Source organism: Dyella sp., from assembly GCF_035685805.1.
Classification (GTDB): domain Bacteria; phylum Pseudomonadota; class Gammaproteobacteria; order Xanthomonadales; family Rhodanobacteraceae; genus Dyella_A.
In genome coordinates this window covers 19,311-45,101 of record NZ_DASSAB010000050.1, presented here as the reverse complement: position 1 = coordinate 45,101, position 25,791 = coordinate 19,311, and the positions used below count along the sequence as shown (strand labels likewise).

24 protein-coding genes and 1 tRNA gene are annotated in these 25,791 nt (G+C 67.7%); 13 read left to right on the top strand and 12 right to left on the bottom strand.

Annotated elements, in window-relative coordinates:
* Window positions 1–92: 92 nt before the first annotated feature.
* The 3 genes from VFG40_RS15120 (at window position 93) to VFG40_RS15110 (ending at window position 2,171) form a co-directional block, all read left to right on the top strand.
* Window positions 93–1,328: a TraB/GumN family protein gene (locus tag VFG40_RS15120; RefSeq protein ID WP_324898961.1), complete on the top strand. Its 1,236-nt coding sequence runs from the start codon at window positions 93–95 to the stop codon at window positions 1,326–1,328.
* A gap of 140 nt (window positions 1,329–1,468) precedes the next feature.
* On the top strand, window positions 1,469–1,792 hold the full coding sequence (locus VFG40_RS15115; RefSeq protein ID WP_324898959.1) for a c-type cytochrome: 324 nt from the start codon (window positions 1,469–1,471) through the stop codon (window positions 1,790–1,792).
* A gap of 19 nt (window positions 1,793–1,811) precedes the next feature.
* Entirely contained in the window at window positions 1,812–2,171 is a 360-nt protein-coding gene (locus VFG40_RS15110; RefSeq protein ID WP_324898957.1) for a c-type cytochrome, read from the top strand.
* Between the two features lie 82 nt (window positions 2,172–2,253).
* Here VFG40_RS15110 and VFG40_RS15105 read toward each other — a convergent pair whose 3' ends face one another.
* Window positions 2,254–2,862, bottom strand: coding sequence for an NfuA family Fe-S biogenesis protein (locus tag VFG40_RS15105; protein ID WP_324898954.1), 609 nt, complete (start codon window positions 2,860–2,862; stop codon window positions 2,254–2,256).
* 154 nt (window positions 2,863–3,016) lie between these two features.
* Here VFG40_RS15105 and VFG40_RS15100 point away from each other — a divergent pair, with 154 nt between their 5' ends.
* Both VFG40_RS15100 and VFG40_RS15095 read left to right on the top strand, forming a co-directional pair.
* Window positions 3,017–3,358 (top strand): 4a-hydroxytetrahydrobiopterin dehydratase, encoded by a 342-nt coding sequence (locus VFG40_RS15100; protein ID WP_324898952.1) that lies wholly within the window; start codon window positions 3,017–3,019, stop codon window positions 3,356–3,358.
* A 2-nt stretch (window positions 3,359–3,360) separates the two neighbouring features.
* Window positions 3,361–4,845, top strand: coding sequence for a CPBP family glutamic-type intramembrane protease (locus VFG40_RS15095; RefSeq protein ID WP_324898950.1), 1,485 nt, complete (start codon window positions 3,361–3,363; stop codon window positions 4,843–4,845).
* Here VFG40_RS15095 and VFG40_RS15090 read toward each other — a convergent pair.
* A complete protein-coding gene (locus VFG40_RS15090; protein WP_324898947.1) occupies window positions 4,823–5,791 on the bottom strand; it encodes an RluA family pseudouridine synthase in 969 nt (322 codons plus the stop codon). The two genes, VFG40_RS15095 and VFG40_RS15090, sit on opposite strands and share 23 nt — an antisense overlap.
* A gap of 337 nt (window positions 5,792–6,128) precedes the next feature.
* Between VFG40_RS15090 and VFG40_RS15085 the strand changes: the two genes are divergently transcribed.
* Window positions 6,129–9,185, top strand: coding sequence for a ribonuclease E/G (locus VFG40_RS15085; protein ID WP_324898945.1), 3,057 nt, complete (start codon window positions 6,129–6,131; stop codon window positions 9,183–9,185).
* 67 nt (window positions 9,186–9,252) lie between these two features.
* Here the strand turns inward: VFG40_RS15085 and VFG40_RS15080 are convergent, their stop codons facing one another.
* Complete coding sequence (locus VFG40_RS15080; protein WP_324898943.1) at window positions 9,253–9,906, bottom strand: response regulator; 654 nt, start codon at window positions 9,904–9,906, stop codon at window positions 9,253–9,255.
* A 127-nt stretch (window positions 9,907–10,033) separates the two neighbouring features.
* On the opposite strand from VFG40_RS15080, the gene VFG40_RS15075 reads away from it, so the two are divergent.
* Window positions 10,034–10,219, top strand: coding sequence for a hypothetical protein (locus tag VFG40_RS15075; protein WP_324898941.1), 186 nt, complete (start codon window positions 10,034–10,036; stop codon window positions 10,217–10,219).
* 365 nt (window positions 10,220–10,584) lie between these two features.
* Here the strand turns inward: VFG40_RS15075 and VFG40_RS15070 are convergent.
* From VFG40_RS15070 to tpiA, 3 genes are all read right to left on the bottom strand, one after another.
* Window positions 10,585–10,669: transfer RNA gene (locus VFG40_RS15070), tRNA-Leu, on the bottom strand.
* A 15-nt stretch (window positions 10,670–10,684) separates the two neighbouring features.
* Window positions 10,685–11,116 (bottom strand): preprotein translocase subunit SecG, encoded by a 432-nt coding sequence (secG, locus tag VFG40_RS15065; protein WP_324898939.1) that lies wholly within the window; start codon window positions 11,114–11,116, stop codon window positions 10,685–10,687.
* A 3-nt stretch (window positions 11,117–11,119) separates the two neighbouring features.
* Entirely contained in the window at window positions 11,120–11,887 is a 768-nt protein-coding gene (gene tpiA, locus VFG40_RS15060) for a triose-phosphate isomerase (protein ID WP_324898937.1), read from the bottom strand.
* A 116-nt stretch (window positions 11,888–12,003) separates the two neighbouring features.
* On the opposite strand from tpiA, the gene VFG40_RS15055 reads away from it, so the two are divergent.
* Window positions 12,004–12,813, top strand: a complete 810-nt coding sequence (locus VFG40_RS15055; protein WP_324899033.1) for an SDR family NAD(P)-dependent oxidoreductase — start codon at window positions 12,004–12,006, stop codon at window positions 12,811–12,813.
* 73 nt (window positions 12,814–12,886) lie between these two features.
* Complete coding sequence (locus VFG40_RS15050) at window positions 12,887–13,567, top strand: DUF6445 family protein (protein WP_324898935.1); 681 nt, start codon at window positions 12,887–12,889, stop codon at window positions 13,565–13,567.
* Window positions 13,568–13,667: 100 nt separating this feature from the next.
* Here the strand turns inward: VFG40_RS15050 and VFG40_RS15045 are convergent, their stop codons facing one another.
* From VFG40_RS15045 to orn, 4 genes are all read right to left on the bottom strand, one after another.
* Window positions 13,668–14,603: an isopenicillin N synthase family dioxygenase gene (locus VFG40_RS15045; RefSeq protein ID WP_324898933.1), complete on the bottom strand. Its 936-nt coding sequence runs from the start codon at window positions 14,601–14,603 to the stop codon at window positions 13,668–13,670.
* Between the two features lie 102 nt (window positions 14,604–14,705).
* Entirely contained in the window at window positions 14,706–16,064 is a 1,359-nt protein-coding gene (gene glmM, locus VFG40_RS15040) for a phosphoglucosamine mutase (RefSeq protein ID WP_324898931.1), read from the bottom strand.
* A 53-nt stretch (window positions 16,065–16,117) separates the two neighbouring features.
* On the bottom strand, window positions 16,118–17,029 hold the full coding sequence (gene folP / locus VFG40_RS15035) for a dihydropteroate synthase (RefSeq protein WP_324898929.1): 912 nt from the start codon (window positions 17,027–17,029) through the stop codon (window positions 16,118–16,120).
* A gap of 10 nt (window positions 17,030–17,039) precedes the next feature.
* The gene (orn, locus tag VFG40_RS15030; RefSeq protein ID WP_324898927.1) at window positions 17,040–17,600 is read right to left on the bottom strand and encodes an oligoribonuclease; all 561 of its coding nucleotides are present in this window, start codon (window positions 17,598–17,600) and stop codon (window positions 17,040–17,042) included.
* A gap of 63 nt (window positions 17,601–17,663) precedes the next feature.
* Here orn and sbcB point away from each other — a divergent pair, with 63 nt between their 5' ends.
* Together sbcB and VFG40_RS15020 are read left to right on the top strand one after the other, a co-directional pair.
* Window positions 17,664–19,109, top strand: a complete 1,446-nt coding sequence (sbcB, locus tag VFG40_RS15025; protein ID WP_324898925.1) for an exodeoxyribonuclease I — start codon at window positions 17,664–17,666, stop codon at window positions 19,107–19,109.
* A gap of 107 nt (window positions 19,110–19,216) precedes the next feature.
* Window positions 19,217–19,903 (top strand): DUF2461 domain-containing protein, encoded by a 687-nt coding sequence (locus tag VFG40_RS15020; protein WP_324898923.1) that lies wholly within the window; start codon window positions 19,217–19,219, stop codon window positions 19,901–19,903.
* Window positions 19,904–19,918: 15 nt separating this feature from the next.
* Here VFG40_RS15020 and VFG40_RS15015 read toward each other — a convergent pair whose 3' ends face one another.
* On the bottom strand, window positions 19,919–21,226 hold the full coding sequence (locus VFG40_RS15015) for an MFS transporter (protein WP_324898921.1): 1,308 nt from the start codon (window positions 21,224–21,226) through the stop codon (window positions 19,919–19,921).
* A gap of 283 nt (window positions 21,227–21,509) precedes the next feature.
* On the opposite strand from VFG40_RS15015, the gene VFG40_RS15010 reads away from it, so the two are divergent.
* Together VFG40_RS15010 and VFG40_RS15005 are read left to right on the top strand one after the other, a co-directional pair.
* Window positions 21,510–22,358, top strand: a complete 849-nt coding sequence (locus tag VFG40_RS15010) for a hypothetical protein (RefSeq protein ID WP_324899031.1) — start codon at window positions 21,510–21,512, stop codon at window positions 22,356–22,358.
* Window positions 22,359–22,363: 5 nt separating this feature from the next.
* Window positions 22,364–23,614, top strand: a complete 1,251-nt coding sequence (locus tag VFG40_RS15005) for a DUF4785 domain-containing protein (protein ID WP_324898919.1) — start codon at window positions 22,364–22,366, stop codon at window positions 23,612–23,614.
* Between the two features lie 52 nt (window positions 23,615–23,666).
* Here the strand turns inward: VFG40_RS15005 and VFG40_RS15000 are convergent, their stop codons facing one another.
* Window positions 23,667–25,679, bottom strand: a complete 2,013-nt coding sequence (locus VFG40_RS15000) for an alpha/beta hydrolase family protein (protein ID WP_324898917.1) — start codon at window positions 25,677–25,679, stop codon at window positions 23,667–23,669.
* Window positions 25,680–25,791: the final 112 nt, after the last annotated feature.

The following is a 25,791-nucleotide window of genomic DNA, read 5'->3' as shown; positions in this document are numbered from 1 at the left end:
CGCGGCAAGGCTGAACCGATCCGGCTCGCATGCTTGTGGGTCGACCGCACGGTCCCCATGCTTGGGTTTCTTTTCATGGACACACCCCGCGCATGAGCCTTGCCCCGATCGCCAGTGACGCCCTGCCCGAGATGCTGGCCGATCAGCCGATCGAACGAGTGCACCGTGACGGCACCGAGTACGTGCTGCTTGGCACGGCGCACGTGTCGCGCGCGAGCGTGGATGCGGTCGACACCATGCTCGGGCACGAGGCGTTCGACGCCGTGGCGGTGGAGCTGTGCGAAAGCCGCGCGCAGGGCATGCGTGATCCGGAAGCCTTTCGACGCACCGACCTTTTTCAGGTCATCCGCCAGGGCAAAGCGGGAATGGTTGCGGCGAGCCTGGTGCTTTCCTCGTTCCAGCAGCGGCTGGGCGATCAGTACGGCGTGCAGCCAGGCGCCGAGATGAAGGCAGCGATGGATGGCGCCGAGCATGCCGGTACGCGTGTCTGGCTGGTTGATCGAGAGGTCGGCACCACGCTCAAGCGGGCTTGGCGGAGCGTGGGCTTCTGGCAACGATTCGGCCTGCTCGGAAGCCTGCTGGCGAGTGTGTTAGATCGTGAGCAGATCGCCGAGCACGAGATCGAAAAGCTCAAGCAGAGCGACCTGCTCGAGAGTGCCTTCAGCGATTTCGCCAGCCAGTCCGAGCCGCTGTACCGCAGTCTGATCGCCGAGCGTGACGCATATATGGCGGCGCGCCTGCGCGAGGAAGCGGCACGCGATCCGGCGGCACCACCGCGCAAGGTGCTCGTGGTCGTTGGTGCAGGTCACCTCAAGGGCCTCGCCACCGCGCTGCGCGAGGGCCAGGACGACCCCGCTGCCACGGTGGCGGCGCTCGCCAGCACGCCGCCGAAGGCGCGTTGGCCGAAGTGGCTGGCCCTGGGCCTGGTGCTGGCGGTGTTCGCCCTGATCGCGTACGCCTTCGTGCGCAACCCCGCGCTGGGCGCGGACGCGTTGCGCAACTGGGTGCTGTTCACCGGCGGCTTCGCCGCGCTGGGCGCGCTGCTGGCTGGCGGGCATCCGCTGAGCATCGCGGCGGCGTTCGTCGCCGCGCCGATCAAGCCGTTCCGGCCGGGCATCCCGGCCGGCGGCATCAGCGCGATGGCGGAAGCATGGGTGCGCAAACCGCGTGTGGGCGACTTCGAAACCCTGCGTGATCAGGTCTCGCACTGGAGTGGCTGGTGGCGCAACCGCGTGGCGCGCACCTTGCTCAACTTCTTTCTGGTCAGCATCGGCACGCTGGTGGGCGAATACAGCGCGGGCATCCACATCCTCAAGAGCCTGTTCTGACGCGCAAGGCCGTGCCGATGCCGCGCATGCCTGGCCAGCGGCGCTGCGCCGCGGGTGGCGCGGTTGTCGCTGCCCGGGGCCACGTCTATACTTCCGCGACTCAGTGCCATGTAACTGCCCGACTCGTGGGAAAGAACTCAATGACTCGATTGCAACTGCTCGGCTTTGCCGCTGCCGCCGCCCTGTTCACCGTTGGAAGCGCGCACGCCGAGGGCGACAAGGCCGCTGGCCGCAAGCTCGTCTATACCTGCAACGGCTGCCACGGCGTGGAAGGCTACGCCAACGCTTATCCGGACTACCCGGTGCCGCGCATTGCCGGCCAGAACGAGCAGTACATCATCAATGCGCTGCACGGCTACCAGAGCGGCGAGCGCACCCACCCGACGATGATGGCGCAGGCGCAGAGTCTGTCCGACAAGGACATCGAAGACATCGCCGCCTACCTTTCCAGCCTTGCCAAGTAAGCCGTACAGAGGATTCCGCATGACCCGTGCGTTCACCCTGCTTTCGTTCGCCGCACTGGCGTTCGCATCCACCTCGCTGATGGCCAGCGGCAATGTCGAGAACGGCAAGACCAAGGCGGCGGTCTGCTTCGCCTGCCACGGCGCCGACGGCAACGCGGTCGACCCGCAGTACCCGCGCTTGGCCGGCCAGTACAACGCCTACCTGCAGCAGGCGCTGCACGAGTACCAGAATGGCGGTCGCAACAACGCCATCATGAAGGGTTTCGCGGCGACGCTGTCGGATCAGGACATCGAGGACATCACCGCGTATTTCTCGAGCCTGCCGACCAAGCTCGATACCCTGCAGGGCCATATCCAGGGCGACGGCAGCAACAAGTAACGACGGCGCATCCGCTGATGCAGAAAAGCCCGCTTCGGCGGGCTTTTTTTGTGCCATGTGGCGGCCCGGCGTCTGGCCATGGTCAGCCCAGCGCCGATTGCCCCTGCTTGCCGTCGTAATAAGGGGTGGCGCCGGTGGCGTGATCGGTGGCATCGCGCACCGCCGTCACCTCCGGCACCCGCTCGCGCAGCGTCTTCTCCACCCCCTGCTTCAGCGTGACGTCGGCCATGCCGCAACCGTGGCAGCCGCCGCCGAATTGCAGCAGCACCACGCCATCGGCGTCGATCTCGCGCAGGCTGACGCGGCCGCCGTGCGAGGCGAGACGTGGATTGATCTCCGCTTCCAGCACGTACTGCACGCGTTCGACCAGTCCGGCATCGGCGCCGGGTTGCTTGCCCTTGATTCCGGGCGCACGGATGTTGAGCTGTCCGCCGGTGGCGTTGGGCTCATAGTCGATCGTGGCGGCCTCGAGCCAGCGCGCGCTGTCGCCGTCGACGTAGAAGTTGAAGCCGACGCACTCGATCGTCCATTCGCGGCCGCTCAGGTCGACCGGCTCGCAGAACTCCAGCTCGCAGTTGGCCGCTGGCGTGCCGGCGTCGACCACGCGGAGGCGAATGCCCAGGCCGTCGCCACCCTGTTGCGAGAGCAGCTTCCTGAAATGCTGCTGCGCCCGCTCGGAAATATCGATCATGAACGCTCCACGGAAATGGTCGAAAGTCTTGCCGGCACCCGCCGGACTGAAAACAGCACCATTTTAGTCCTGTTTCCGGTCGAATGCTTGCTTTGACATTTGCACCTGCACCTTCGACCCTTCGCGTCCCCGCCAGACACCGCACGGAGAACCCATGGCACCCATCGAACTGGCCCGCCAGCACTGCGTACCCCGCAAGGGCAGCGAACACGCGCTGACCCGCGCCCAGGTCGACGACCTGCTCGCCGCCCTGCCCGGCTGGACGCTGCGCGCGGACGGCAAGGCCATCGCCAAGGATTTCCGTTTCGAGGACTTCCATCGCACCCTCGGCTTCATCAACGCCGTCGGTTTCATGGCGAATCACCAGGATCACCATCCGGATCTCGAAGCGGGCTACGGCCACTGCCAGGTACTGTGGTCGACCCACGATGTGGGCGGTCTGTCCCTCAACGACTTCATCTGTGCGGCAAGGGTGGAGGCGCTGCTGGCGCGCTGACGTTGCCATCGCGCGTCGAGAAGGCCCTTGGCCTTGTGGGGTTCGCCCTGCTGGTCGCGCTGGCGTTGCTCGCCTGCCGACAAGTGGCTGCTCGCTACACCGCGCGCTATCTGGAACAACAGGCCGGCGCCATCGAAACGGCGCTGGAAGCGGGACGCACTCCCTGGCAATGGTCGCCACGCAGCCGTCACGACCTCGTCGCCCAGCGGGCCTTCGGCAACGCGCAAATCACGACGGCAATGAACGGCCTGCGGTTGACCAGCCGTGACGGTCAGCCCTTCGAGCTCGGCTGGCCGATCGACCGAGGGCTCGATCTGGCGCATTGGCCTGTTCTTGCGCCCACGCGTGCGCCCGGGACGCCGGTATTGCTGTCGATCGTCTGGTCGGCTGAAGGGCGACCGTCGTGCGTGTCTAAACCGATAACCTGGGCCGATCCGGTGGCACGCATCGACCTTCGAACGCTGTCGTGGCAAGCGACGCCCGCTGAAGACTGCACGCTGCCCGCCCGCGCGGACATGCTGCGGTTGCGCATCACTGCATCAACCGGATCGGAACTCGTGCTGCGCCACGTGGCGCTGGAACGTCCCCAGGCGGTTGCGCAGCCGGGCGTATCCCGGGCGGTACTGCTCGATCCCGCGCGTTGGCCCCGGCAGCGTGCCGCATTGGCCGCTTCCGCCGAACCGTCGCCGCTGTTGCAGACCCCGGCTGGCGCGTCCGCCGAGCAGATGCTCGCCTGGCGTGATCGCGTGCTCGCGCTGCGTCCGGCCGCACGCGTCGTGCCGGCGGGTCCGCGTCCGGGCGCGGCCGCCGCCATTGTCCCCGTAGCTGCCGAGTGGATGGCGCTGGCCGGCTATCTGTGCGGCCTCGCCTGGTTGGCACGGCGTCCGGCGGGAGCGGCAATCACCTTGGCCATGGCGCTTGCGGGCCCCCTGTGGGTCATTGCCGGCCTGCGCTGGGGACTGCACGCTTCGGTTCCTGCCGCAGTGGCGTTCGCAGCCGGCACAAGCTTCGCTGCCTGGACCAGTTGGCGGCAGCGCTCCCACCCGTGGCACTGGATCGGCTCCTGGCATTCGTGGTCCTGGTGGTTGCCGCTGGCGCTTGTACCCGTGGCGGGCGGGCTGTGCATTCTCGCCGGGAACGCGTGGACACCACCGACGACCGGTCGCGCGCTCACCTACCTTGGCTGGGCCGGTTTTCAGCAGTGGTTGATCCTGGCGTTCATCCTGCCGCGGTTCGAGCGGCTACTGCCGGCCACGCGCTGGGCGGTACTCGCGGCGGCCACGACCTTCGCCGCGCTCCACACGCCCAACGGCGCCTTGATGCAGCTGTGTTTCGCCGCCGAATTATGGTGGGCCTGGTGCTTCATTCGCTCGCGCAGCGTGCTGCCGGTGGCGCTCGCGCATGCGGCGTGCGCCCTGCTGGTTGGCGCAGGCCTGGTCGGCCAAGGCCTGCGCTCGCTTGAGGTCAGTGCGCGCTTTTTCTTTTAGAAACAAGCTTGTCCAGGAACAACTTCAAGTCTTCTGGAAGCGGCGCTGAAAAGCTGTAGGAGCGCCCGTCCAGCTCGAAGCTCATGTGCGCGGCGTGCAGGAAGAGGCGGCCCAGGCCACGCTCCTTGAAATGCTTGTTCGCCTCGCGGTCACCGTATTTGGGGTCGCCCGCCAGCGGATGGCCGATATGCGCGGCGTGCACCCGGATCTGATGGGTGCGTCCGGTACCGAGCGTCGCCTGCATCAGCCGGGCGCCGGGGTACTGGTCCATCTCGCGGAAAAAAGTGAGCGATGGCTTGCCGTTATCGGCAACTCTTACCATGCGTTCGCCGCCCTGCAGAACGAACTTGGCCAGAGGCGCGTTGACGTCGAACTTGGCCTTCGCGGGATGGCCGACCATGAGGCAGAGGTATTGCTTGACCACCTGGCTGTCGCGGATCGCCGCCTGCAGGCCGGTCAGTCCGGCACGGGTCTTGGCGAACACGAGCACCCCACTGGTGTCGCGATCGAGCCGGTGAACCAGCTCCAGATGGTCCTGCGGCCGCGCAGCCCGCATCAGCTCGATCGCTCCATGACTGACGCCGCTGCCGCCGTGGCTGGCCATGCCCGAGGGCTTGTCGATGACCAGGAAGTGCTTGTCCTCGAAGATGATCGCCCCGGACGCCTGCGCCATCTGCCCGTGGCTGGGCCCCTGCGTCTCCGGCCGCTCTGCGACGCGAACCGGGGGGATCCGCAGCATGTCTCCCGCCGCCAGGCGCGTGTCGGGTTTCGCGCGCTTGCCGTTCACCCGCACCTGACCGGTGCGCAGGATGCGGTAGATCATGCTCTTGGGGACGCCCTTGAGCAGGGTCATGAGCGCGTTGTCGATGCGCTGACCGTCCCGCTCCGGGCCGATCTCGACTTGACGCACCCCTTGAGATACGTCGGGGGAAGTTACCGTCTGCATTGAAAAAAATCCGCTTCGATAGGATACTCGGCCGGCGCTTTGCCCCGTCCGCTCTGGTTGATCGGAAGGGCCCGTCCGTCTCGTCGGCGAGGATTGCGCCGGCCGCCTTCCCCGGGCAGCCGGTCGCAGCTCCCTTTCATCGTAGCGGTTCGGCCAGTGGTTTGCCCGGTCCCTTCACGGTCCGGCTCGCTACGGCGCAGTGTCCTGAATCATCGCCGGCACCCGGAATGGTGCCGTACTTTTGCCGCTTGACCGTCAGCGGCGCGATCGCCGGCAGGCCGCCCGAAGTGGCGCCACCGACCATCGCGACGTGCGGCAGGCTGAAGGAAACAATCCAATGAAACGCATGTTGATCAACGCGACTCAGCGCGAAGAGTTGCGTGTGGCCATCGTCGATGGCCAGACCCTCTACGACCTCGATATCGAAATCCCGTCCCGCGAGCAGAAGAAGTCCAATATCTACAAGGGACGCATCACCCGCGTGGAAGCCTCGCTGGAGGCCTGCTTCATCGACTACGGCGCAGAGCGCCACGGCTTCCTGCCGATCAAGGAAATCTCCCGCGAGTACTTCACGCCGGGGTTGGATCCGAACAAGTCGAACATCCGCGAGCTGCTCAAGGAAGGCCAGGAGCTGGTCGTCCAGGTGGAGAAGGAGGAGCGCGGCAACAAGGGCGCTGCACTGACCACCTATATCAGCCTCGCCGGCCGCTACATGGTGCTGATGCCGAACAACCCGAAGGCTGGCGGCGTCTCGCGCCGGATCGAGGGCGAGGATCGACAGGCGCTGAAGGAAGCGCTGGACCACCTGAACGTGCCCGACGACGTCGGCCTGATCGTGCGCACCGCCGGCATGGGCCGCGACGCCGAAGAACTGCAGTGGGATCTGGACTATCTGCTCACCCTGTGGCGCTCGATCTCCGAGGCCGCGAGCAAGCAGAAGGCGCCGTTCCTGATCTACCAGGAATCGAAGCTGTTCATCCGCGCCTTGCGCGACTACCTGCGCAACGACATCGGCGAGATCCTGATCGACGAGGAATCGCTGTACAACGACGCGCGCGATTTCATGCAGCAGGTGATGCCCAACGCCCTGCGCAAGCTCAAGCTGTACAAGGACGACACCCCGCTGTTCTCGCGCTACCAGATCGAAACGCAGATCGAGAGCGCGTTCGACCGCCAGGTACGGCTGCCCTCCGGCGGCTCCATCGTGATGGACCAGACCGAAGCCCTGACCGCGATAGACATCAACTCCTCGAAGGCGACCAAGGGATCGGACATCGAGGACACCGCGTTCAACACCAATTGCGAAGCAGCGGTCGAGATCGCCCGCCAGCTGCGCATCCGTGATGCCGGTGGCCTGATCGTGATCGACTTCATCGACATGGACAGCCCGCGGCACCAGCGCGAAGTGGAGGAAAAGCTCAAGGACGCGCTGAAGCTGGACCGTGCCCGCGTGCAGATCGGGCGCATCTCGCGCTTCGGCCTGCTGGAGATGTCGCGCCAGCGCCTGCGTCCGAGCCTCGGCGAAGCCACCCAGGTGGTCTGCCCCCGCTGCGAGGGTCATGGCCACATCCGTGGGGTCGAGTCACTGGCGCTGTCGACGCTGCGCCTGATCGAAGAACACGCCATGAAGGACAACACCGGGCAGGTGCTGGTCCAGGCCCCGCCGCCGGTGGCCAACTTCATGCTCAATGAAAAGCGTGCCAGCGTGGTCGAAATCGAACTGCGCAACAAGGTGCACGTGGTCATCGTGGCCGATGACAAGCTGGAAACGCCGCACATCGAAATCCAGCGGATCAAGGAAGCGGAGATGGGCGAGCACAGCAAGCCCAGCTACGAGCGTCTGACCGCGATCGAGGAAACTGCCGTACCCAAGATGGGCCAGACCCTGGGCAGCAGCGAACAGCCTGCCGTCAGCGGCGTGGTGCCCGCTACGCCCGCACCGGTTCGCGACGAACAGCCGGAGCCTGCGCCGACGCTGGCCGCGCCCCCCGCCGCCCGCCGTCAGGCGCCGGTGGCTGCTGCCGCGGCGCCCGCGCCGGCCGGCGGCGTCATCTCCCGTCTGCTTGGCTGGTTCCGCAGCGCAGCCGAACCGGCACCCTCGACACCTGCCCAGCCACAGAACGACGCACGGCGGAACTCGACTGCACGTCGCGATGACCGCTCCCGCACCAGCGCAGTCCAGGCAAATTCCGGCAGTGCGGGCAACCGCGGCGGAAACGCGTCGCGTCGCGACCAGAGCGGCAACCAGAACGGCAACCGCGGCAGCAATGCAACGCAGGCGCGCGGCAACCGCCAGCGCGGCGGTGATACCGAGAAGGCCCAGACGCCGCGTCAGGCGCAGGCTGCAGCTACACCGCGGCCGGAACGGCAGCCGCGCAACGGCGCCTCGCAGCGCGGCGACGCCGCCGCCGACAAGCCGGCACGCGCCGAGACGGCCGCCCACGAGGCAAAGCCGCCGCGTGCGGAGCGTGCGCCGGCGCCGCGGACACCGGTCGCGCAGGAGCGCCCGGAAGACGAGGCAAAGATCGTCACGGCTGCTGCCACCGAAGGCCCGAGCGCTGCCAAACCCGACGGAGCCGCGCACGATGCAGCAGCCGAAGGTGAGAACAGCCAGTCGCGTCGCCGCCGTGGACGCCGCGGCGGCCGCCGTCGTCGCCGTCACGATGAGAATGGCGCGCCGATCGTCGATCAGGACGCCACCCAGCAGGCGAAGGCACTGGATGACGAGGATCGTGATCCGGCAGCGCCCGCCCCGCGCCCCGAACGCCCGGCGCGCGCTCGCGGCCCCGCTGCCGCAGCGTCGGAGTCGGAAGGCAACGGTGACGTGGCTGGAGCCGAGGCGAGCCCACGCGCTTCGGCGCCCACGTCGGCACCGGCTGTCCAGCCAAGCGAAAACCATGCGGAAGCAGCGGCTCCCGCCACGCCTGCCCAGCCGATCACCGCCGCACCCGCGGTGGCCGTTGCGACGGTGGCTGCTGCTTCGTTCAATCTGCCGACGCTGCCACCGATTCCGCGCGCGGAATCGACCCCGGACTCCGCGTCCACCGCCGATACGGTCACGGTTGCTGCGGCTCAGCCGGCCGCTGCGCAGGTGCAGGAAGCGGCGCCTGCTCCCTCTCCGGCAATGGCCCCGGCGGCCCAACCAGCAGCGGAGCCGGTGGCGGACGTGGCGCATGCCGAGGTCCCCATGCAGTCGATGCACACGCCGGTTGCTCAGGTGACGGAGGAGTCCAGCAACGCATCGGCGCAAGTCCTACCAGCGCAGGGCGACCTGCTCGGTGGCGGCCAGGCCAAGCCCGCTCCAGCACCTGCTGCACCGCAGGCTACGGAAGGCGAAGAGAAGGACGAGGCGGAATATCCGCCAAAGCCGGACAGCGCCTCCCCCGCGGGGTAATCCGCTCTCTCCAGGACAACAAAAAAGCCGGGCATCGCCCGGCTTTTTTGTTGTTTCCGCCTTGGCTTCAGGCGGTGGCGCGCTGGGCCGAGGTATCGATCAGTCCGTGCACTGCCATCAGATGCGCCAGGCTGATCACGTGATCGACGTTGAGCTTCTCCATCAGCCGCTGCTTGTAGGTGGAGACGGTCTTGGGGCTCAGGTTCAACTGCTCGCCAATCAGCGTAAGCGGCTTTCCGCGTACCAGCATCATGGCCACTTCCAGCTCCCGGCTGGAGAGGGTGTCGAACGGCGATTCGCTGCCGTCCAGCGTGGCCAGCGCCAGCTGCTGGGCCACCGCGGGGGCAAGATAACGTCGCCCGCTGGCGACCTGGCGTACCGACGCCAGCAGTTCGTCAGCCGAACAGCCCTTTGTGAGATAACCCAGCGCACCGGCGTCCAGCAGCCGCTTGGGGAACCGGGCATCGTCCACGACGGTGACGATCACGATATGCGTGTGCAGCTTTGCCCGGCATACCCGCTCGGTCAGCTCGATCCCGCTCATGCCAGGCATGTGCACATCGACCAGCGCGATGTCCGGCGCCAGCGTGCGGATCAGGCGCAGCCCTTCCTCAGCGCTACCGGCCTCGCCACGAACCCGGATATCGGGCTGCTGTTGCAGAATCATCCGAAAGCCGGTTCGAACCAGCTCGTGATCGTCCACCAACACGACATTGATCACTTCTACCCTCCTTGGGTGATGAGCGCGGTGCCGTACCCGGCAGCCGCAGCATGTGTAGGCGCTGAGCGCCAGGCGGTCGCGGGACTCCTGCGACCTATCCGGCGAAGATCCCGAATCTCAGCGTTGCATGGCGCGCCGGATCGTGCTCCCTGACCAGCGCATCCGGGAGATTGCCAGTTGCAAGCATAGCGCGCTGTCAGCATCGACCTACAGTGATCGTGCTCCATTGACCGCCGACGCGGCCGGCGATGACAACGGATGGCACGAGGTCGCGCCGCAGGCGATCTACCCGCAGCATCTGCCCGCAAAGTGAATGTCGGCTAGTGCAGCGATTCCATCTGACGGCTCCGCGCCATCTCGTCGCCACGCCGCGTACGCGCGGGCGAGCACCAGGACACCAGGTCATTGGCCGGTTGAGGCGCTTCATGCGTCGACGGTCGCGCCCGAAGGCCGGCCAGCATCCCTGCAAACAACCGCAGGCCGCGGCGAAACGCGGACTGCGCAAGATATGTCTGCATGTGAACTCTCCACGGACGCCCCTGCGCGACCGTGCCTGCATCCTAGCAAGCCTTCACACCGTCTGCACAACCGTCCGACGCCGCTATCGCGACCCGCCGCACACAAAAAAACCGCCCCGATGGGGCGGCTTTCGCCGGCACGAGGCCGGGTGCTGTCTGTTGGTGCCCAAGGGGGGACTCGAACCCCCACGACCTAAGTCGCTACCACCTCAAGGTAGTGCGTCTACCAATTCCGCCACCTGGGCAGGTGTCTTGCCTTTCTACTTCGAGGAAGCCGCCGCTGCCGGCACGCTGCCATCGTTTGCCGCCGGTGCGGCAGGTACGTCGCTACCAGCCGGCTTCGCTGCCTGGGGAACATCACTGTTCACCGGAGCGGCGGGCTGCGCATTCTGGGTTGCCGGCGCCTTCTTGGCAAGCCCCGCCATCACGCCGAGGTCGTCGCTGGAGGCCTGCGGCGCACCACTACGGCTGAGATAGATGCCCATGCCGAGGCTGAGCAGGAAAAACAACCCGGCCAGCACCGCGGTAGCACGGCTCATGAAGTTGGAGGAGCCGCGGGCGCCGAACACCGTGGCCGACGCGCCGCCGCCGAAGCCGGAGCCGGCATCGGCGCCTGCGCCGCGCTGCATCAGGATCAACACGATCATCGATGCGGCGACCAGGATGTAAAAGACGCTGAAGATGACGAACATCGTTTATGGATTCCGTTGCGCTCTGTGTGCGGCCGCACAAATACCCAGAAATTCGCCGGCCTGGAGACAGGCTCCGCCGACCAGGCCGCCATCGACATCCGGCTGCGCGAACAGATCCGCCGCGTTGGCTGCCTTGACACTGCCGCCGTAAAGCAGGCGAGTCAGACCGCTGATCATAACATCGTACTTCGCGAGTTGGCTACGAATGAACGCGTGCACCTGCTGCGCCTGCTCGGGGCTGGCGGTTAGCCCGGTACCGATCGCCCACACCGGCTCGTAGGCGATCACGGCGGTATCGAATGCCGCAATGCCAATCGCCTCGATCACCGCCGTCAGCTGGCGCTGGATAACCTGCTCGGTGCTGCCGGATTCGCGTTCTTCCCGCGTTTCGCCCACGCAGAGGATCGGCGTGAGTCCACCGGCGCGGGCGGCGGCAAATTTCCTTGCCACCAGCGCATCGCTCTCACCGTGGTACTGCCGACGCTCCGAGTGGCCCACCAGCACCCAGGCGGCGCCGGCGTCGGCCAGCATTGCCGCGGAAACCTCGCCAGTGAACGCGCCCTGCCCTTCGTGCTCGCTCAGGTCCTGGGCGCCGAGTGAGATGCCGGACCCGCCGGCGAGCTCATCGACCAGCGCGAGATAGGGAAACGGCGGCATCAGCAGTACGTCCACGTCGTCCGGGCGCTGGGTCGCCAGCTCCCGCACCAGGGCCGCGGCCATCGAGCGGCTGCCGTGCATTTTCCAGTTTCCAGCGACCAGCTTCTTGCGCATGGTGGGCTCCGCAAAAAGATGCGAGCTTAGCGATGCATCCCGTCCGCGGGCAATCGGGGCTGGCACTGCGTTGGCACCCGCCGGCAAGATGGCGGTCTTCTTTCAAGGTGAACGCCATGACGCCCGTGCGACCTCTCAGCCTTGTCACTGGTGCCTCTGCCGGCATCGGGCGGGCGTTCGCCATGGCACTCGCCGCGCGGGGACACGATCTGGTGCTCGTTGCGCGGCGGGCAGAGCGCATGGAGACGCTGGCCGCCGAACTGTTGCTTGCCCATGGAACCCGTTGCACGGTGCTGGCGGCGGACCTCGCCGATGCCGACGCGCCAGCCAGGCTCGCGGAAGAACTCAACGCGCGCCAACTGAAAGTGGACTGGCTCATCAACAATGCCGGCTACGGCCTGCCCGGCACGCTGGTGGCGAACCCGTGGCCAGCCCATGCGGCGTTTGTCCAGGTGATGATGACCGCACCCACCGAGCTGGCCTGGCACCTGTTGCCGGGCATGCGCGAACGCGGCTACGGCCGGGTGATCAACGTCGCGTCTCTCGCCGGCTATGTACCCGGCACCGCCGGCCACACGCTTTACGGCGCGTCCAAGGCTTACCTGATCACGCTGTCCCAGTCACTCGCGCTCGAGAACCGCGCGGCCGGTGTCCACGTCTGCGCCCTGTGCCCGGGCTTCACGTGGTCCGAATTCCACGACGTCACCGGGACGCGTGAAAAGATGAACGCGATGCCGCGCTTCATGTGGCTTGGCGCCGACGAGGTCGCACGCCAGGGCATCGACGCCGTGGAGCGCGGCCGCGTGACCTGGGTGCCCGGTCGGATCAACCGGGTGATCAAGGCGCTGGCGCAGTGCATGCCTGACCGCCTGACACTGTGGCTGTCGGCACGGGAGTCGGCCCGCTACCGCAATCAGCAGGATTGACCCGCCGCCGGCGCTGCCCCGCCGACGAGGCTTGCGCTAACGTGTGGCGCCTGTGCCCCGAAACGAGTGCCCCATGTCCCTGTTTCCGCAGCATCCGGCGATGCGCCCCCTGCCCTATCGGAAGCCGACCGAGGGGCGCGACTACTGGGTCATCGACGATGTGCTGGCGCAGCCTGCGAAGGTGCGCCAGCGCTGCCTGGACAAGACCGAATGGGAATACGGCTATCCCACTACCGGTGAAGTCTGGCCGGGCATGCGCGCACCGGAGGCGCTGTTGGCGGACGAGCTCACGCCGCTGGAGGCCCGGGTGTGCGAGCTGACCGGGGCGAAGCGGCTGTGGGTCGGGCAGACGGCGCAGGGACAGCATCTGAACCACAATTGTGTGCAGGTGGTCGGTTCCGCGGAGGGAGCGATCAAGCCACATACCGATTCGCTCGACCTGTGCCGCTACGCCGCCGTGCTCTATCTGAACCCGGACGTGCCCGACCGCTGCGGCACCAGCTTCTTTCGCCAGCGCATGCCCAACGGACAGCTGAGCGGCAACATGGTGATGCCGCCGCACCGCAACCTGGTCGACGCGCTGGGCAACCGCTTCGTCGCGCCCACGGCATTCGTGGAGGACGTCCGGGTGGCGCACCGATACAACCGACTGCTGGTCTACAAGGCCAACATCATCCACAGCGCATCGGCCTACTGGGGCCTGGACGGCATGGCCTCCAAGCGAATGACCGCGGTGTTCTTCTGGATGGCCTGAGCGTCCGCGCTCGCCGGCACGAACGCGAGAGCCCGCCGGCATACACCACACCGACGGTTGTGTACGGCTACTTGGCCCTGCCGCATCGCCCCGAGCGCGATCAGATCAACTTGATCTCGCGCAGACGCTGCAGCAGGTACTCGTGCGACGTGATCGAGCTCTCGTAGCGACTCGGGTTCTCCGCACTGATGCACTCCGGCACCGGGTCGAGCACGACGTCGGGATTGGGGTGCAGGAAGTACGGCACCGAGTAGCGGGGCTTGCGCGCGTTCTCGTTCTGCGGATTGACCACGCGGTGAGTGGTGGACGGGTACACGTGGTTGGTCAGCCGCTGCAGCATGTCGCCGATGTTGACCACGATCGCGTCGCCTTCCGTGGTGATCGGAAGCCACTCGCCCTCGCGGGTAAGCACCTCCAGACCTTCTGCGCTGGCGCCCACCAGCAGCGTGATGAAGTTGATGTCCTCGTGCGCGCCGGCGCGCACGTTGGGGATATCGTCCTGGGTGATCGGCGGATAGTGGATCGGCCGCAGGATCGAATTGCCGAGGTCGGTCTTGTCCTCGAAGTAGTTCTCCGGCAGTCCCACATGCAGGGCCAGCGCGCGCAACACGCGACTACCGAGCTGGTCCAGCGCCTCAAACAGGCCATAGCCGCAGGCCTTGAAGTCGGGCACCTCCGCTGGCCACAGGTTCGGCGGCATCACGTCGGCGAAGGTCGAGTCGCGCGGAATCTCCCGCCCGATGTGCCAGAACTCCTTCAGGTCGGGGTGCGCACTGTCCTTGGCGGTCTCGACCTTGAATGGCGTATACCCGCGGGCGCCACCGGAGCCGGCCACGTGGTACTTCATCTTGGTCTCGGTCGGCAGCGCGAAGAAGCGCTGGAACACCTCGTAGGCGCCGTCGATCAGCGCCCGGTCGATACCGTGCCCGCTGATGCAGCAGAAGCCGAACTCCCGGTACGCCGCGCCGAGCTCGGCCACGAAGGCTTCGCGATCGGTGTCGTAGCGACGGATATCGAGGGTGGGAACGTTTTTCATGAGGCAACTCCAGGTTGGCGTGCGGTCGATTTGATCCGCCACCGCAGCGGGCGGGGCACGTCGGGCCAATCCTTGGCGACCTGGGTTACGGCAACAGCAGGCTCACGAGCGTTCGGCTGCGGATTTTACGACGTCCGCCAGCGCCTGCGCCAACGCCTGCACCTCGGCGGCGTCGGCGGATTCGACCGTCACGCGCACCACCGGCTCGGTACCGGACGCGCGCAGGAACACCCGCCCCCGCCCTTCGAGCTGGCGCTGGCCCTCGCTCAACGCCGCGGTGACCGAACCATGCTCGAGCACCTCGCGCGCATTGCCGCTGACGCACACGTTCAGCATCACCTGCGGCAGCTTGGCCAGCTCCCGGCGCGCTTCCGACAGATCCTGCCCGGCATGCGCCAGCGCCTCCAGCACGGCCAGGGCAGCGACGATGCCGTCGCCGGTGGTGCCACGATCGAGGCACAGGATGTGGCCGGACGTTTCGCCGCCCAGCACGCCGTCGTGGGCGCGCAGTTGCTGCAGCACGAACCGGTCGCCCACGTTGGCGCGGATCAGCGGCACCTGGATCGATTCCAGCGCCTGCTCCAGACCGTAATTGCTCATCAACGTGCCGACTACCGGGCCCTTGAGCAATCCGCGCGAACGCCAGCTCTGCGCCAGCACGTAGAGAATGTCGTCGCCGTCGGCGAGCACGCCGTAGCGATCGACCAGCAACACGCGATCACCGTCACCGTCGAAGGCGATGCCAATATCCGCCCCCTGCTCCACCACCGCCTTGCACAACGCCTGCGGGTGGGTCGAGCCGACCTCACGATTGATGTTGAAGCCGTCCGGCTCGTCGCCGATGGCGCTCACGTCGGCGCCCAGCTCGGCGAACACCTGGGGAGCCACCTGGTAGGTGGCGCCGTGTGCGCAATCGAGCACGATCTTCATGCCGCGCAGGCTGAAGTCCTCCGCCAGGGTGGCCTTGCACGATTCGGCATAGCGGGCCACGGCGTTGTCCACGCGGCTGGCCTTGCCCAGACGCTCGGAGGGTACGGTTGCGAAATCGCGTTCCAGCTCGGCCTCGATCGCTGATTCGATTTCGTCGGAGAGTTTCTCTCCCGTGGCGGAGAAGAACTTGATGCCGTTGTCGTCGTACGGGTTGTGCGAGGCGCTGATGACGATCCCCGCCTGTGCCCGCAGCGACCGGGTCAGGAAGGCGACGGCCGGCGTCGGGATCGGGCCGAGCAGACGCACGTCGACGCCCGCCGCCACCAGCCCGGCTTCCAGCGCGGATTCGAACATGTAGCCGGAGATCCGCGTGTCCTTGCCGATCACCACGGCGGGACGCCGCTGCGTGCTCTGGCCGGCCAGCACGGCGCCGGCGGCGCGTCCCAGGCGCAACATGAAGTCGGCGCTGATCGGCCACTGGCCGACGCGGCCGCGAATGCCGTCGGTACCGAAGTACTTGCGTTGTGTCATGGATGATTCCTTCATTCGAATGCCGTACCCGCCGGTCCGGCGGGCACCGGCGATCAATCGTCGTCGGGCCAGCGCGGCGCGGCCGGTGCAGCCTCGACCCGCCGCGCCGGACGCTGCGAATCGACCGCATGCCACACCGCAAGCGCGTCGACGGTGGCCGCGACGTCGTGCACGCGCACCAGCCTGGCACCGTTCTGCACCGCGATCATCGCGGCTGCGACCGAGCCGGCCGTGCGCTCGTGCGGCTGCGTGCGGCCGGTGATGGCGCTGATCATGGACTTGCGCGACAGGCCCGCGTAGACGCCACTGCCGAGACCGGCAAAGCGCCCCAGCTCGCGCAGCAGCTGCAGGTTGTGCTCCAGCGTCTTGCCGAAGCCGAAGCCCGGGTCGACCAGCACCTTGCGCCGATCCATGCCGGCCAGCTCGCAGGCGAACAGGCGATCGGCAAGGAAGCGGTGCACCTCGCCGACCACGTCGTCGTAAGCCGGTGCGTCCTGCATGCTGCGCGGCTCGCCCTGCATGTGCATGAGGCACACCGGCACGCCCAGCGCCGCCGCCGCATCCAGCGCGCCGTCCCGGCGCAGCGCATAGACGTCGTTGATCATGCCGGCGCCGGCAGCCACCGCGGCACGCATCACCTCCGGCTTGGAGGTGTCGATCGAGAGCGGCTTGTCGGTGCGTGCGGCCAGCGCCTCGAGCACCGGGATCACCCGCGACAACTCCTCGTCGACGGAGACATCGGCCGCACCCGGCCGGGTCGACTCCCCGCCGATGTCGAGCATGTCGGCACCCTGCTCCAGCATCTCCACGGCACGCGCCACCGCCGCGTCCGGCGTGGCGTGCCGGCCACCGTCGGAGAACGAGTCGGGGGTAACGTTGAGGATGCCGACCACGCGCGGCCGGTCCAGCGTCAGCGGCCGCCCGTTGCAGTCGAGCACGGTGGCAAACAGATCCGCAGCGGTCATGCGTGCCTCCTCAGGCGAGCCCGCCAAGCGCGCCCATGTGCTGGCGGTAGTAACGCAACTCCTCGATGGAGTCGCGAATGTCCGACAGCGCGGTGTGGGCCGAGTCCTTGTTGAAGCCCTTGCCCACCTGCGGCGCCCAGCGGCGCGCGAGTTCCTTGAGGGTGGAGACGTCCAGGTTGCGGTAATGGAAGTAGCGCTCCAGCCGCGGCATCTGCCGATGCATGAAGCGCCGGTCCTGGCAGATCGAGTTGCCGCACATCGGCGACTTGCCCGACGGCACCCACGCCTTGAGGAACTCCACCGTCGCCTGCTCGGCGGCGGCGTGGTCGGTGGTCGAGTCGAGCACCTGCTGCCACAGTCCCGAGCGGCTGTGCTGGTTGCGGTTCCAGCTGTCCATCGCCTCCAGCCGGTCGAGCTCGTGGCGGATCGCGAACACCGGGCCTTCGGCCAGGATGTTGAGGTCCCTGTCGGTGACGACGGTGGCGATCTCCAGGATGGAATCGGCGTCCGTGTCGAGGCCGGTCATCTCCAGATCGATCCAGATCAGGTTGTTGTCGTTGGCTTGGCTCATGCGTCCTCCTGGGCCGGCGGAGTCTACCAGCAGGGCCGATGAGCACCATGCGATCATCCGGTGATGCAGACCTTTTTCTGGCACGACTACGAAACCTTCGGCGCCGACTCCCGGCGCGACCGGCCGGTGCAGTTCGCCGGCATCCGCACCACGATGGAGCTGGAGATCATCGGCGAGCCGGTGATGTTTTTCGGCCGGCCGCCGCGCGAGATGCCGCCGCACCCGGAAGCCTGCCTGGTCACCGGCATCACGCCGCAGCAGGCCGAGCGCGAAGGGCTGATAGAAGCCGAGTTCGCCGCGCGCGTTCACGAGCAGCTGGCCGAGCCGGGCACCTGCGGCGTGGGCTACAACTCGCTGCGCTTCGATGACGAGTTCACCCGGCAGATGCTCTACCGCAACTTCCACGACCCTTACGCGCGCGAGTGGGAAAACGGCAACTCCCGTTGGGATCTGATCGACCTGGTACGCATGTGCGAGGCACTGCGACCAGAGGGCATCACATGGCCACTGCGCGAAGACGGCGCGCCGAGCTTCAAGCTGGAGCACCTGGCCCGTGCCAACCATCTGCAACAGGAGCGCGCGCACGATGCGCTGTCGGACGTGCACGCACTGATCGACCTGGCCCGGTTGATCCGCGTGCGGCAGCCGCGGCTGTGGGACTGGCACTTCGCGCTGCGACGCAAGCAGCGCGTGTTCGAATTGCTCGACGTGGCGGCGATGACGCCGCTGGTGCATGTGTCATCGCGTTATCCCGCCAGCCAGCACTGCCTGACGCTGGTCGCGCCGCTGGCGCTGCATCCCGCGCGGCCCGGCGAAGTGATCGTCTACGACCTGCGCTTCGACCCGTCCGAACTGCTCGCGCTGGACGAGGACGATATCGCCGATCGCGTGTTCACCGCCCGCGCCGATCTCCCCGAAGGCATCGAGCGCATCGCGCTGCGTACCGTGCGGGCGAACCGCGCCCCCGCGCTGGCGCCGCTCTCGGTGCTCGGCGGCGCCGACCTGGCGCGACTCCAGCTTGATCCCGGGCGCTGCCTCGCTCATGCCGACACGCTGCGCGAGGCGCCCGGCCTGCGCGAGAAAGTGCAGCGAATATTCCGCCATGCCGCCGCCATGCCACCGGCCGAGGATCCGGAGCTGGCGTTGTATGACGGGTTTCTGCCCGATGCCGACAAGCGCCTGCTGGCGGACGTGCGCGGCACGCCGCCCGAAGGGCTCGCCAGTCGCCCGTTTGTCTTCCGCGATCCGCGCTACGCCACGTTGCTGTTCCGCTACCGGGCGCGCAACTGGCCGCACACGCTCGACGCGCCGGAGCGCGAACGCTGGGACGCCTTCCGCCGCGACCGGCTGACCCGCCCGACCACGCTCACCGGGCTGACGCTCGACGACTATTTCGCCCGGCTCGACACGTTGCGCAGCGATCCATCGCTGGCCGACCGGCGGGCGCTGCTCGACCAGCTGGAGGCATGGGGCCGCGAGCTCCAGGCCGAGCTCACCCCACTTGCCTGACGCAACCTGGGCGCCTGCACCAGGCCGACCAAGTCGATCCGGCCTTGCGCGCCCAGCGCGCACCCGCATCTTTTCCACTTCCCATCGCCCCAGTGTTCCGAGCCGACATGCCCACCGCCTACTTCACGCCCGCCACGTTCCGTTTCCTGCGCGCACTGGAGCGCAACAACAGCCGCGAGTGGTTCCACGAGCACAAGCACGACTACGAGCAGCACGTGCGCGAGCCATTCCTTGCCTTGATCGGCGACCTGCAGGCCCCGCTGGCGAAGATCAGCCCGCACTACCGGGCCGACCCGCGCAAGACCGGCGGCTCGCTGTTCCGCATCCACCGCGACACGCGTTTCTCGCACAACAAGCAGCCGTACAAGTCGTGGCAGGGCGCGCGCTTCTTCCACGAGCGGCGGCACGAAATCGCCGCGCCCTCGTTCTATGTGCAGATCCAGCCGGGCGAATGCTTCGCCGGCGGTGGCATGTGGCACCCGGAGCCGGACGACCTCAAGCGCATCCGCGCCTTCATCGCCGACAATCCCGCCGCATGGAAGAAAGCGGTGCAGAGCAAGGCGTTCCGCGAGCGCTTCACCTTCTGGGGCGAATCACTGACGCGCCCGCCGCGGGGCTACGACCCGGCGCACGAACTGATCGACGACCTCAAGCGCAAGGACTTCGCCGTGGGCGAGCACTTCGACGAAGCGATGGCTTGCTCCCCGCGCCTGCTGCCGACCTTGGTGGAGACCTACCGTCGCGTCGCGCCGCTGGTCGACTATCTGTGCGCTGCGCAGGAGCTGGAGTTCTGAACACCCGGCCCGGGCTCAGGCCGGGTCGGCGCGCCGGCCCGTCAGGAGCAGCCGCAGCGCAACACCCATCGCAATCGCACCGGTGAACGCCACGTAGTAGGCCGGCGCGAGCACGCCCATCCCCCGGATCATCGCCGCGATCAATGGCGGGGTGAGGCCGCCGAACACGGCGTAGGCCACGTTGTACGAGAACGACAGGCCGGAAAAACGCACCGCTGGCGGGAACGCCGTCACCATCACCGCAGGCACCACCGCGACGGCGCCCACCGCGAACCCGGCCAGCGTGTAAAGCATGTCGAAATAGGCCGCCCCCGCACGCAGATCGAGGTACAGCACCAGCACGCTCGCGGCCACTCCCAACGCGCCCAGCATCAATGCGCGCGCATACCCTGCCCGGTCGGCCAGCCAGCCGAAGGCCAGGCATCCGACCGCCAGCGCCAGCGACGCCAGATTGTTGCCGTGCAACGCCCTCGCCCTGGGCAGGTGGAACACCGACTGCACCAGGCTGGGCGTCATCAGGATCACCACCACGATCGCCGCGGTCAGCATCCACGTCACCAGCATGCAGCGCAGCACGGCCGGACGATGCGCCACCAGCACCCGCCGCAACGGCAGGTCCGCCGTCAACTCCCGGCGCGCATGCATTGCCTGGAACACCGGCGTCTCGCTGAGCCAGCGCCGCAGCCACACAGCGATGAAACCGAACGCGCCGCCGGCCAGGAACGGCACCCGCCAGCCCCACGCCATGAACGCGTCAGGCGGCAGCCGCTGGTTCAGCGCCGAGGCCACCAGTGAGCCGATCAGGATGCCGATGGTGAGCCCGGAGGTCAGGCTCGCGCAGGCCACACCGATGCGTTGTGGCGGCACGTGCTCGGCCACGAACACCCACGCACCCGGCACCTCGCCGCCCACTGCGATGCCCTGCAGCACGCGCAGCGCGAGCAACAAGCAGGGCGCCAGCACGCCCACTTGCGCATACACCGGCAGCAGGCCGATGCACAGGGTGGGCAGCGCCATCAGGAACACGCTGAGCGTGAACATGCGCTTGCGCCCCAGCGTGTCGCCGTAGTGCGCCATCACGATGCCGCCGAGCGGCCTCGCCAGATAGCCGGCCGCGAAGATGCCGTAGACCTGCAACTGCGCCAGCCAAGGGGCGGTGCCGGGCGGGAAGAACAGCTCGCTCAGCGGCAGCGCGAAGAACACGAACACGACGAAGTCGTAAAACTCGAGCGCGCCGCCCAGCGCGGCGAGCATGAGCGTGCGCACGTCACGCCGGCCGAGCCTGTCGGTGCGTGTGGCGGCTGCGGGGGCCGTGGTGGTCATGCGGTGACAACGCCAGCAGAACAGGGGGCGACACGATAGCCCACGGCCACGTCCGCCGCGACGCCGCGCCAGCTGCAGCGCGTCAAGACCCGCGCCGGAGGCGCTGCTACATTCCATCCGCCACCGCATGGTCGAGGGGAGCCGGGCGGTGCACGCCGTGCCGAGGGGGCGGCACTCAGGGAAGGTCACGCTGCCATGCCATGGAGGGTGGAACGCCTCGTGCGCTGCCGGCGGACCCCGCACGCGGCCGCGGCCGCCACGAGGGAGACACACCATGCAACGCATGATGCTGATGGGGATGCTGGCTGCAGCCAGCGCGACGGTGCACGCCGCCACGGGAGTGGCGCTGGTTCATGGCACCGGCAAACAGACCAACGCCTATGGCGATTACTGGCAGGCAGACATGGTCGAGGGCATCCGCAACGGGCTCGCCGACCGCAACAACCTGCTGGTGGTGAACTGTGATTTCGAGCAGTACATGTGGGACGACCGGGCAGCCGGATGCCTCGCCGGGCAGCTCACCAACTTCATCCAGAACCGGAACATCGATCGGCTGATCGTCATCACGCACTCCAACGGCGGCAACGTGATGCGCTGGATCCTGTCCAACCCGACCTGGGACGCGCGCTATCCGGAGATCATCCGGCGGATCGTCAAGGTCGACGCGATCGCTCCCTCCAGTGCCGGTACGCCGCTGGCGGACGCGGCGATCGCCGGCAACGTCTTCGAGACCTCGCTGGGCTGGCTGCTCGGCTACAAGAGCGACGCGGTGCGACAGCAGCAGCTCGGTTGGATGGCCACATACAACCAGCAGTACCTGCTCGGCACCGGCGGTCGCCCCGCCCTGCCGGTGGCCTTCCGGGATGTGGTCGGCAGCGACGTGGTGTCGGCGATCTGGAGCAGCCAGGCGTACTGCGGCGGTTATACCCAGAGTGTCGGCCTGGAGATCACGCAGAACTGGCTGAGCAGCTGCTCCGACGGATTCATCGAGTGCTCCAGCGCGCAAGCCGCCGGCACGTTGTGGTTCAAGGACAGGAGCCGCACCAGCGGCGGCGCGGTACTGAACCACAACCAGAGTCGCCGGGCCTGCTTCGGGCTGTCGTCGATCCTCGCCAACGACATCAGGGAATGATGACCATGAAAAAGCAGATTCTTCTCGCCAGCCTGCTCGCCCTGCTGGTTGCCGGTCCAGTCCGGGCCGATGACCGCGCCATGCTTCCGGCGACCGCCGGTGACCTGGTGCCGACGCACCTGCTAGCCAGCGAGCCGGCGGCGGCAGGTCGCCTGGACGCACGCGCGCCGCGCATGCGCATCGAGCGCCGCCCTGTGCACGTCAGCTGGGCCCTGCCCGCCGGCTCGGCGCTGCAGCCGGTGCCGCAACCGTTCGCCCGTCCCAGCCGCGAGTACTGGACGGATGTCTCGGCCACCGAACTTCAGCGCGGCGTGGAGCTGCCGCTGACGGCACCCGGCGCGGTGATCCGGCTCAGCCCGAGTGACGTGCGCGGTGGCCGCCTGCAGGCCGACGGCGTGCAGCTGCGCATCGGCGGCCACACGCTCAGTGGCACCCGCGCATCGCGCACCGTCGCCGGCGCGCGGACGCTCGCCGCCACTGGCATGACCGTGCCGGAAGCTTCGCTGGTGATGCAGTTGCGGCCCGAGCTGGGCGCCGGTCCCGTGCGGCTGCAGGCCGCCGGCGCCAGCGGCCGTTACGTGGTGCACGTGTTCGAGCCTCGCAGTGCGCTGACGGTGACCGCCCTGGCCGATCGGGACGACCTGCTGCTCGGCCAGCGCCTGCACGTGGAGGTGAGCCTGCGCGAGGGCGACCGGACGCGGCCACTGCAGGCGGCCGGCGGCTTCCTGCGTTCGCCCGATGGCACCACCACCGTGCTCGACTACCGCGACGACGGGGCCGGCCACTTCAGCGTGGATGCGGTTCCGCTGCACGCCAGCGGCGTGCCTGGCCTGTGGGAGCTGCACAGCTTCACGGTTGGTGATGACGGCCAGGGCCATGCCGTGCGACGCGACACCACCAGCGTGTTTGCGGTGGCAGTGCCCGACGCCCGCCTGAGCGGGTTGGCGAGCACCCGACGCGCGGCCGATCGCGGCATCGACATCACGCTCGGACTGATCGCCGCCAGCGGCAGCCGGTTCGCCGTCTCCGGCGTGCTTTACGGACGCGGGGGCGATGGCCATCTGGTTGCGGGTGCGTATGCGCAGTCCGCTGCCTGGGTCGCCCCGGGCGACGGCGCGCTGGTGCTGCATTTCGATCCCGCCAGCCTGGCCGGTATCAGCGCACCGTACGAGCTGCGCGACCTGCGCCTGCAGGACCAGCCGGCCGTGAGCACGGTGGAGCGCAGGGCGCTGGCGCTGCGTTTCGCCCAGCCGTAGGAATCAGCCGGCCGCCCCGCGGGGCGGCCGGCTTTGCCTCGCCAGGACGCGGCTACTTGCCCAGGTACTTGCCCAGGAACGCTTCCATGTGGCGGTACATGTCCTCGCGGTTTTCCTCCGCGTAGAAGCCGTGTCCTTCCTTTGGCTTGCTCAACCACTCGTACGGCTTGTTCGCCTTGTCCAGCGCGCTGCGCAGGCGCGTCGCGTTCTGGTACGGCACGCGCGGGTCGTCCTCGCCGTGGGCGATCAGCACCGGCACGTTGAACTTGTCCAGCTGGTAGAGCGGCGAGATCGCCCTGGCGGTGGCCTCGGTGCCGACGGCCTGGGCGAAGTACGTGCGCCCGAGCTTCATGTGCGAGGTGTCGCTGCGCTCGAAGCCGATGCTCCAGTCGGAAACGCCGGCATAGTCGATCGCACACTTGTACAGCCCGGGCGCCAGGATCGGCTGCATCAGCGCGGAATATCCGCCGAAGCTGCCGCCGTAGACGCACAGCCGGCTCTTGTCCGCGTAGCCCTGCGCGATCGCCCACTCCAGGCCCTCCCGCAGGTCTTGCTGGATGCGGTCGCCGAAGTGGGTGTAGCCGGCCTTCTCGAACCCGGGCCCGCGCCCGCCCGAGCCGCGGTAGTTGACCTGCACCACGGCATAGCCGCGGCTGGCCAGGAACTGTGCATCGGTGTCGTAGGTCCAGCCGTCGCGAGGGCCGATCGGACCGCCATGCGGCAGCAGTATCGTGGGCAGCGCCTTGCCGTCGGTGCCGTTGGGGAGCGTGAGATATCCGTCCAGCTCCAGGCCGTCGCTCGCCTTGAAGCGGAACGGCTTGCGCGAGGCCATCTTCTCCGGGTGGATCCACGGCTCGAACTGGAACAGCGGGCGCAGGCTCATGGTGTCGGTGTCGAACAGCGCCAGGCTGCCGGGATCGCGGTCGCTCTGCGCCACCACCAGCATGCGGTTGCCGTTCTCGGTCATGCCGCCGATGGTCACCACATGGTCGGCGAACTTGTCGTTCAGCGCCTTGAGCACCTTGGCGTGCACACCGTCGTCGAGATAGTCGAAGTGCGGCTTGCCGTCCTCGAATATGGTGGCGTACGGCTTGCCCGTCTGCGTATCCCACAGCACGTCGCTTACCGAGCCGAACTTGTCGCTGGACAGGGTCACCAGGTCGGTGCCGTCGAGACGGCTTTCCATCAGCGACGCAGGGCCGCCGTCATCGCTGAAGAGCGACCACAGCGTCAGGCCGTCGCGGCTGATCGCCAGCGGGGTAAGGTGCTTGCCGGTAATTGCGTCGCTGAGACGGATCCATGGCGACGACGCGTCGGCGCGGGTGAACACATCGGTTGTCAGAGCATCGCTCGAGCCGTAGGCAACCCGGGCCACTCCGTCATGAACCACGAAGGACATGCTGCCCCGGTCGATGCTGCCGATCAGCGCAGGCTTGCCGTTGAGGCTGTCGACGTCGTAGATCTGGCTCTGATGGGCGTCCCAATCGCCGTTCGCGTTGCGTTCCGGCAGCACGCTCATCTGCACGTAGACGTGACCATTGCGCGGAAACGGCATCCCCGCGATCGACGGGAACCCCTTGGGCATGTCCATCGAGTGCGGGCCCGCCTGCAGCGTGCCGCGGTGGCGCAGGCTGTAGAGCGTCTGCTTCTGGCTGCCATCGAAGTTCACCGCGATGATGTCGCCAGTGGACTGCGGCGCCTCGAGTGCGCTGCTGGTGTAGGCCAGTGGCACCACCATGCGGGTGTTGTTCACCCACACGATCTGCGCCGGCTGGTAGCTGCGCACCATGTCGAGCCGGCTGACGTAGGCCAGGTCCGGCATGTGCAGCACCACCAGTTGATAGTCCGGCTCGCCCCACTTGGCCTGGTCGTTGTGCAGCGACAGGGCGAGATACTGCCCGTCCGGCGACAGCGCCGGATGGCTCAACGAGCCGTTCCTGGCGAAGTCGGTCACCGGCAGCGTGGCGGCCGCGGCGTCCGCTGCCTGCGTCGTCATCCACGGTGCCCAGAACAATGCGACCAGCGTGCCGATGCGGCATGCCGTTTTGACGAAAGTGTTGCTCACGATGTCCCCCTGATGGTCATCAGACGCTGCACACGCTGGCTGCGTGGCATTCCCCGGCGCCACCGCAGCGACGCCTCGCCGTCGAGTATACCCGCGCCCTCGGGCGGCCCTG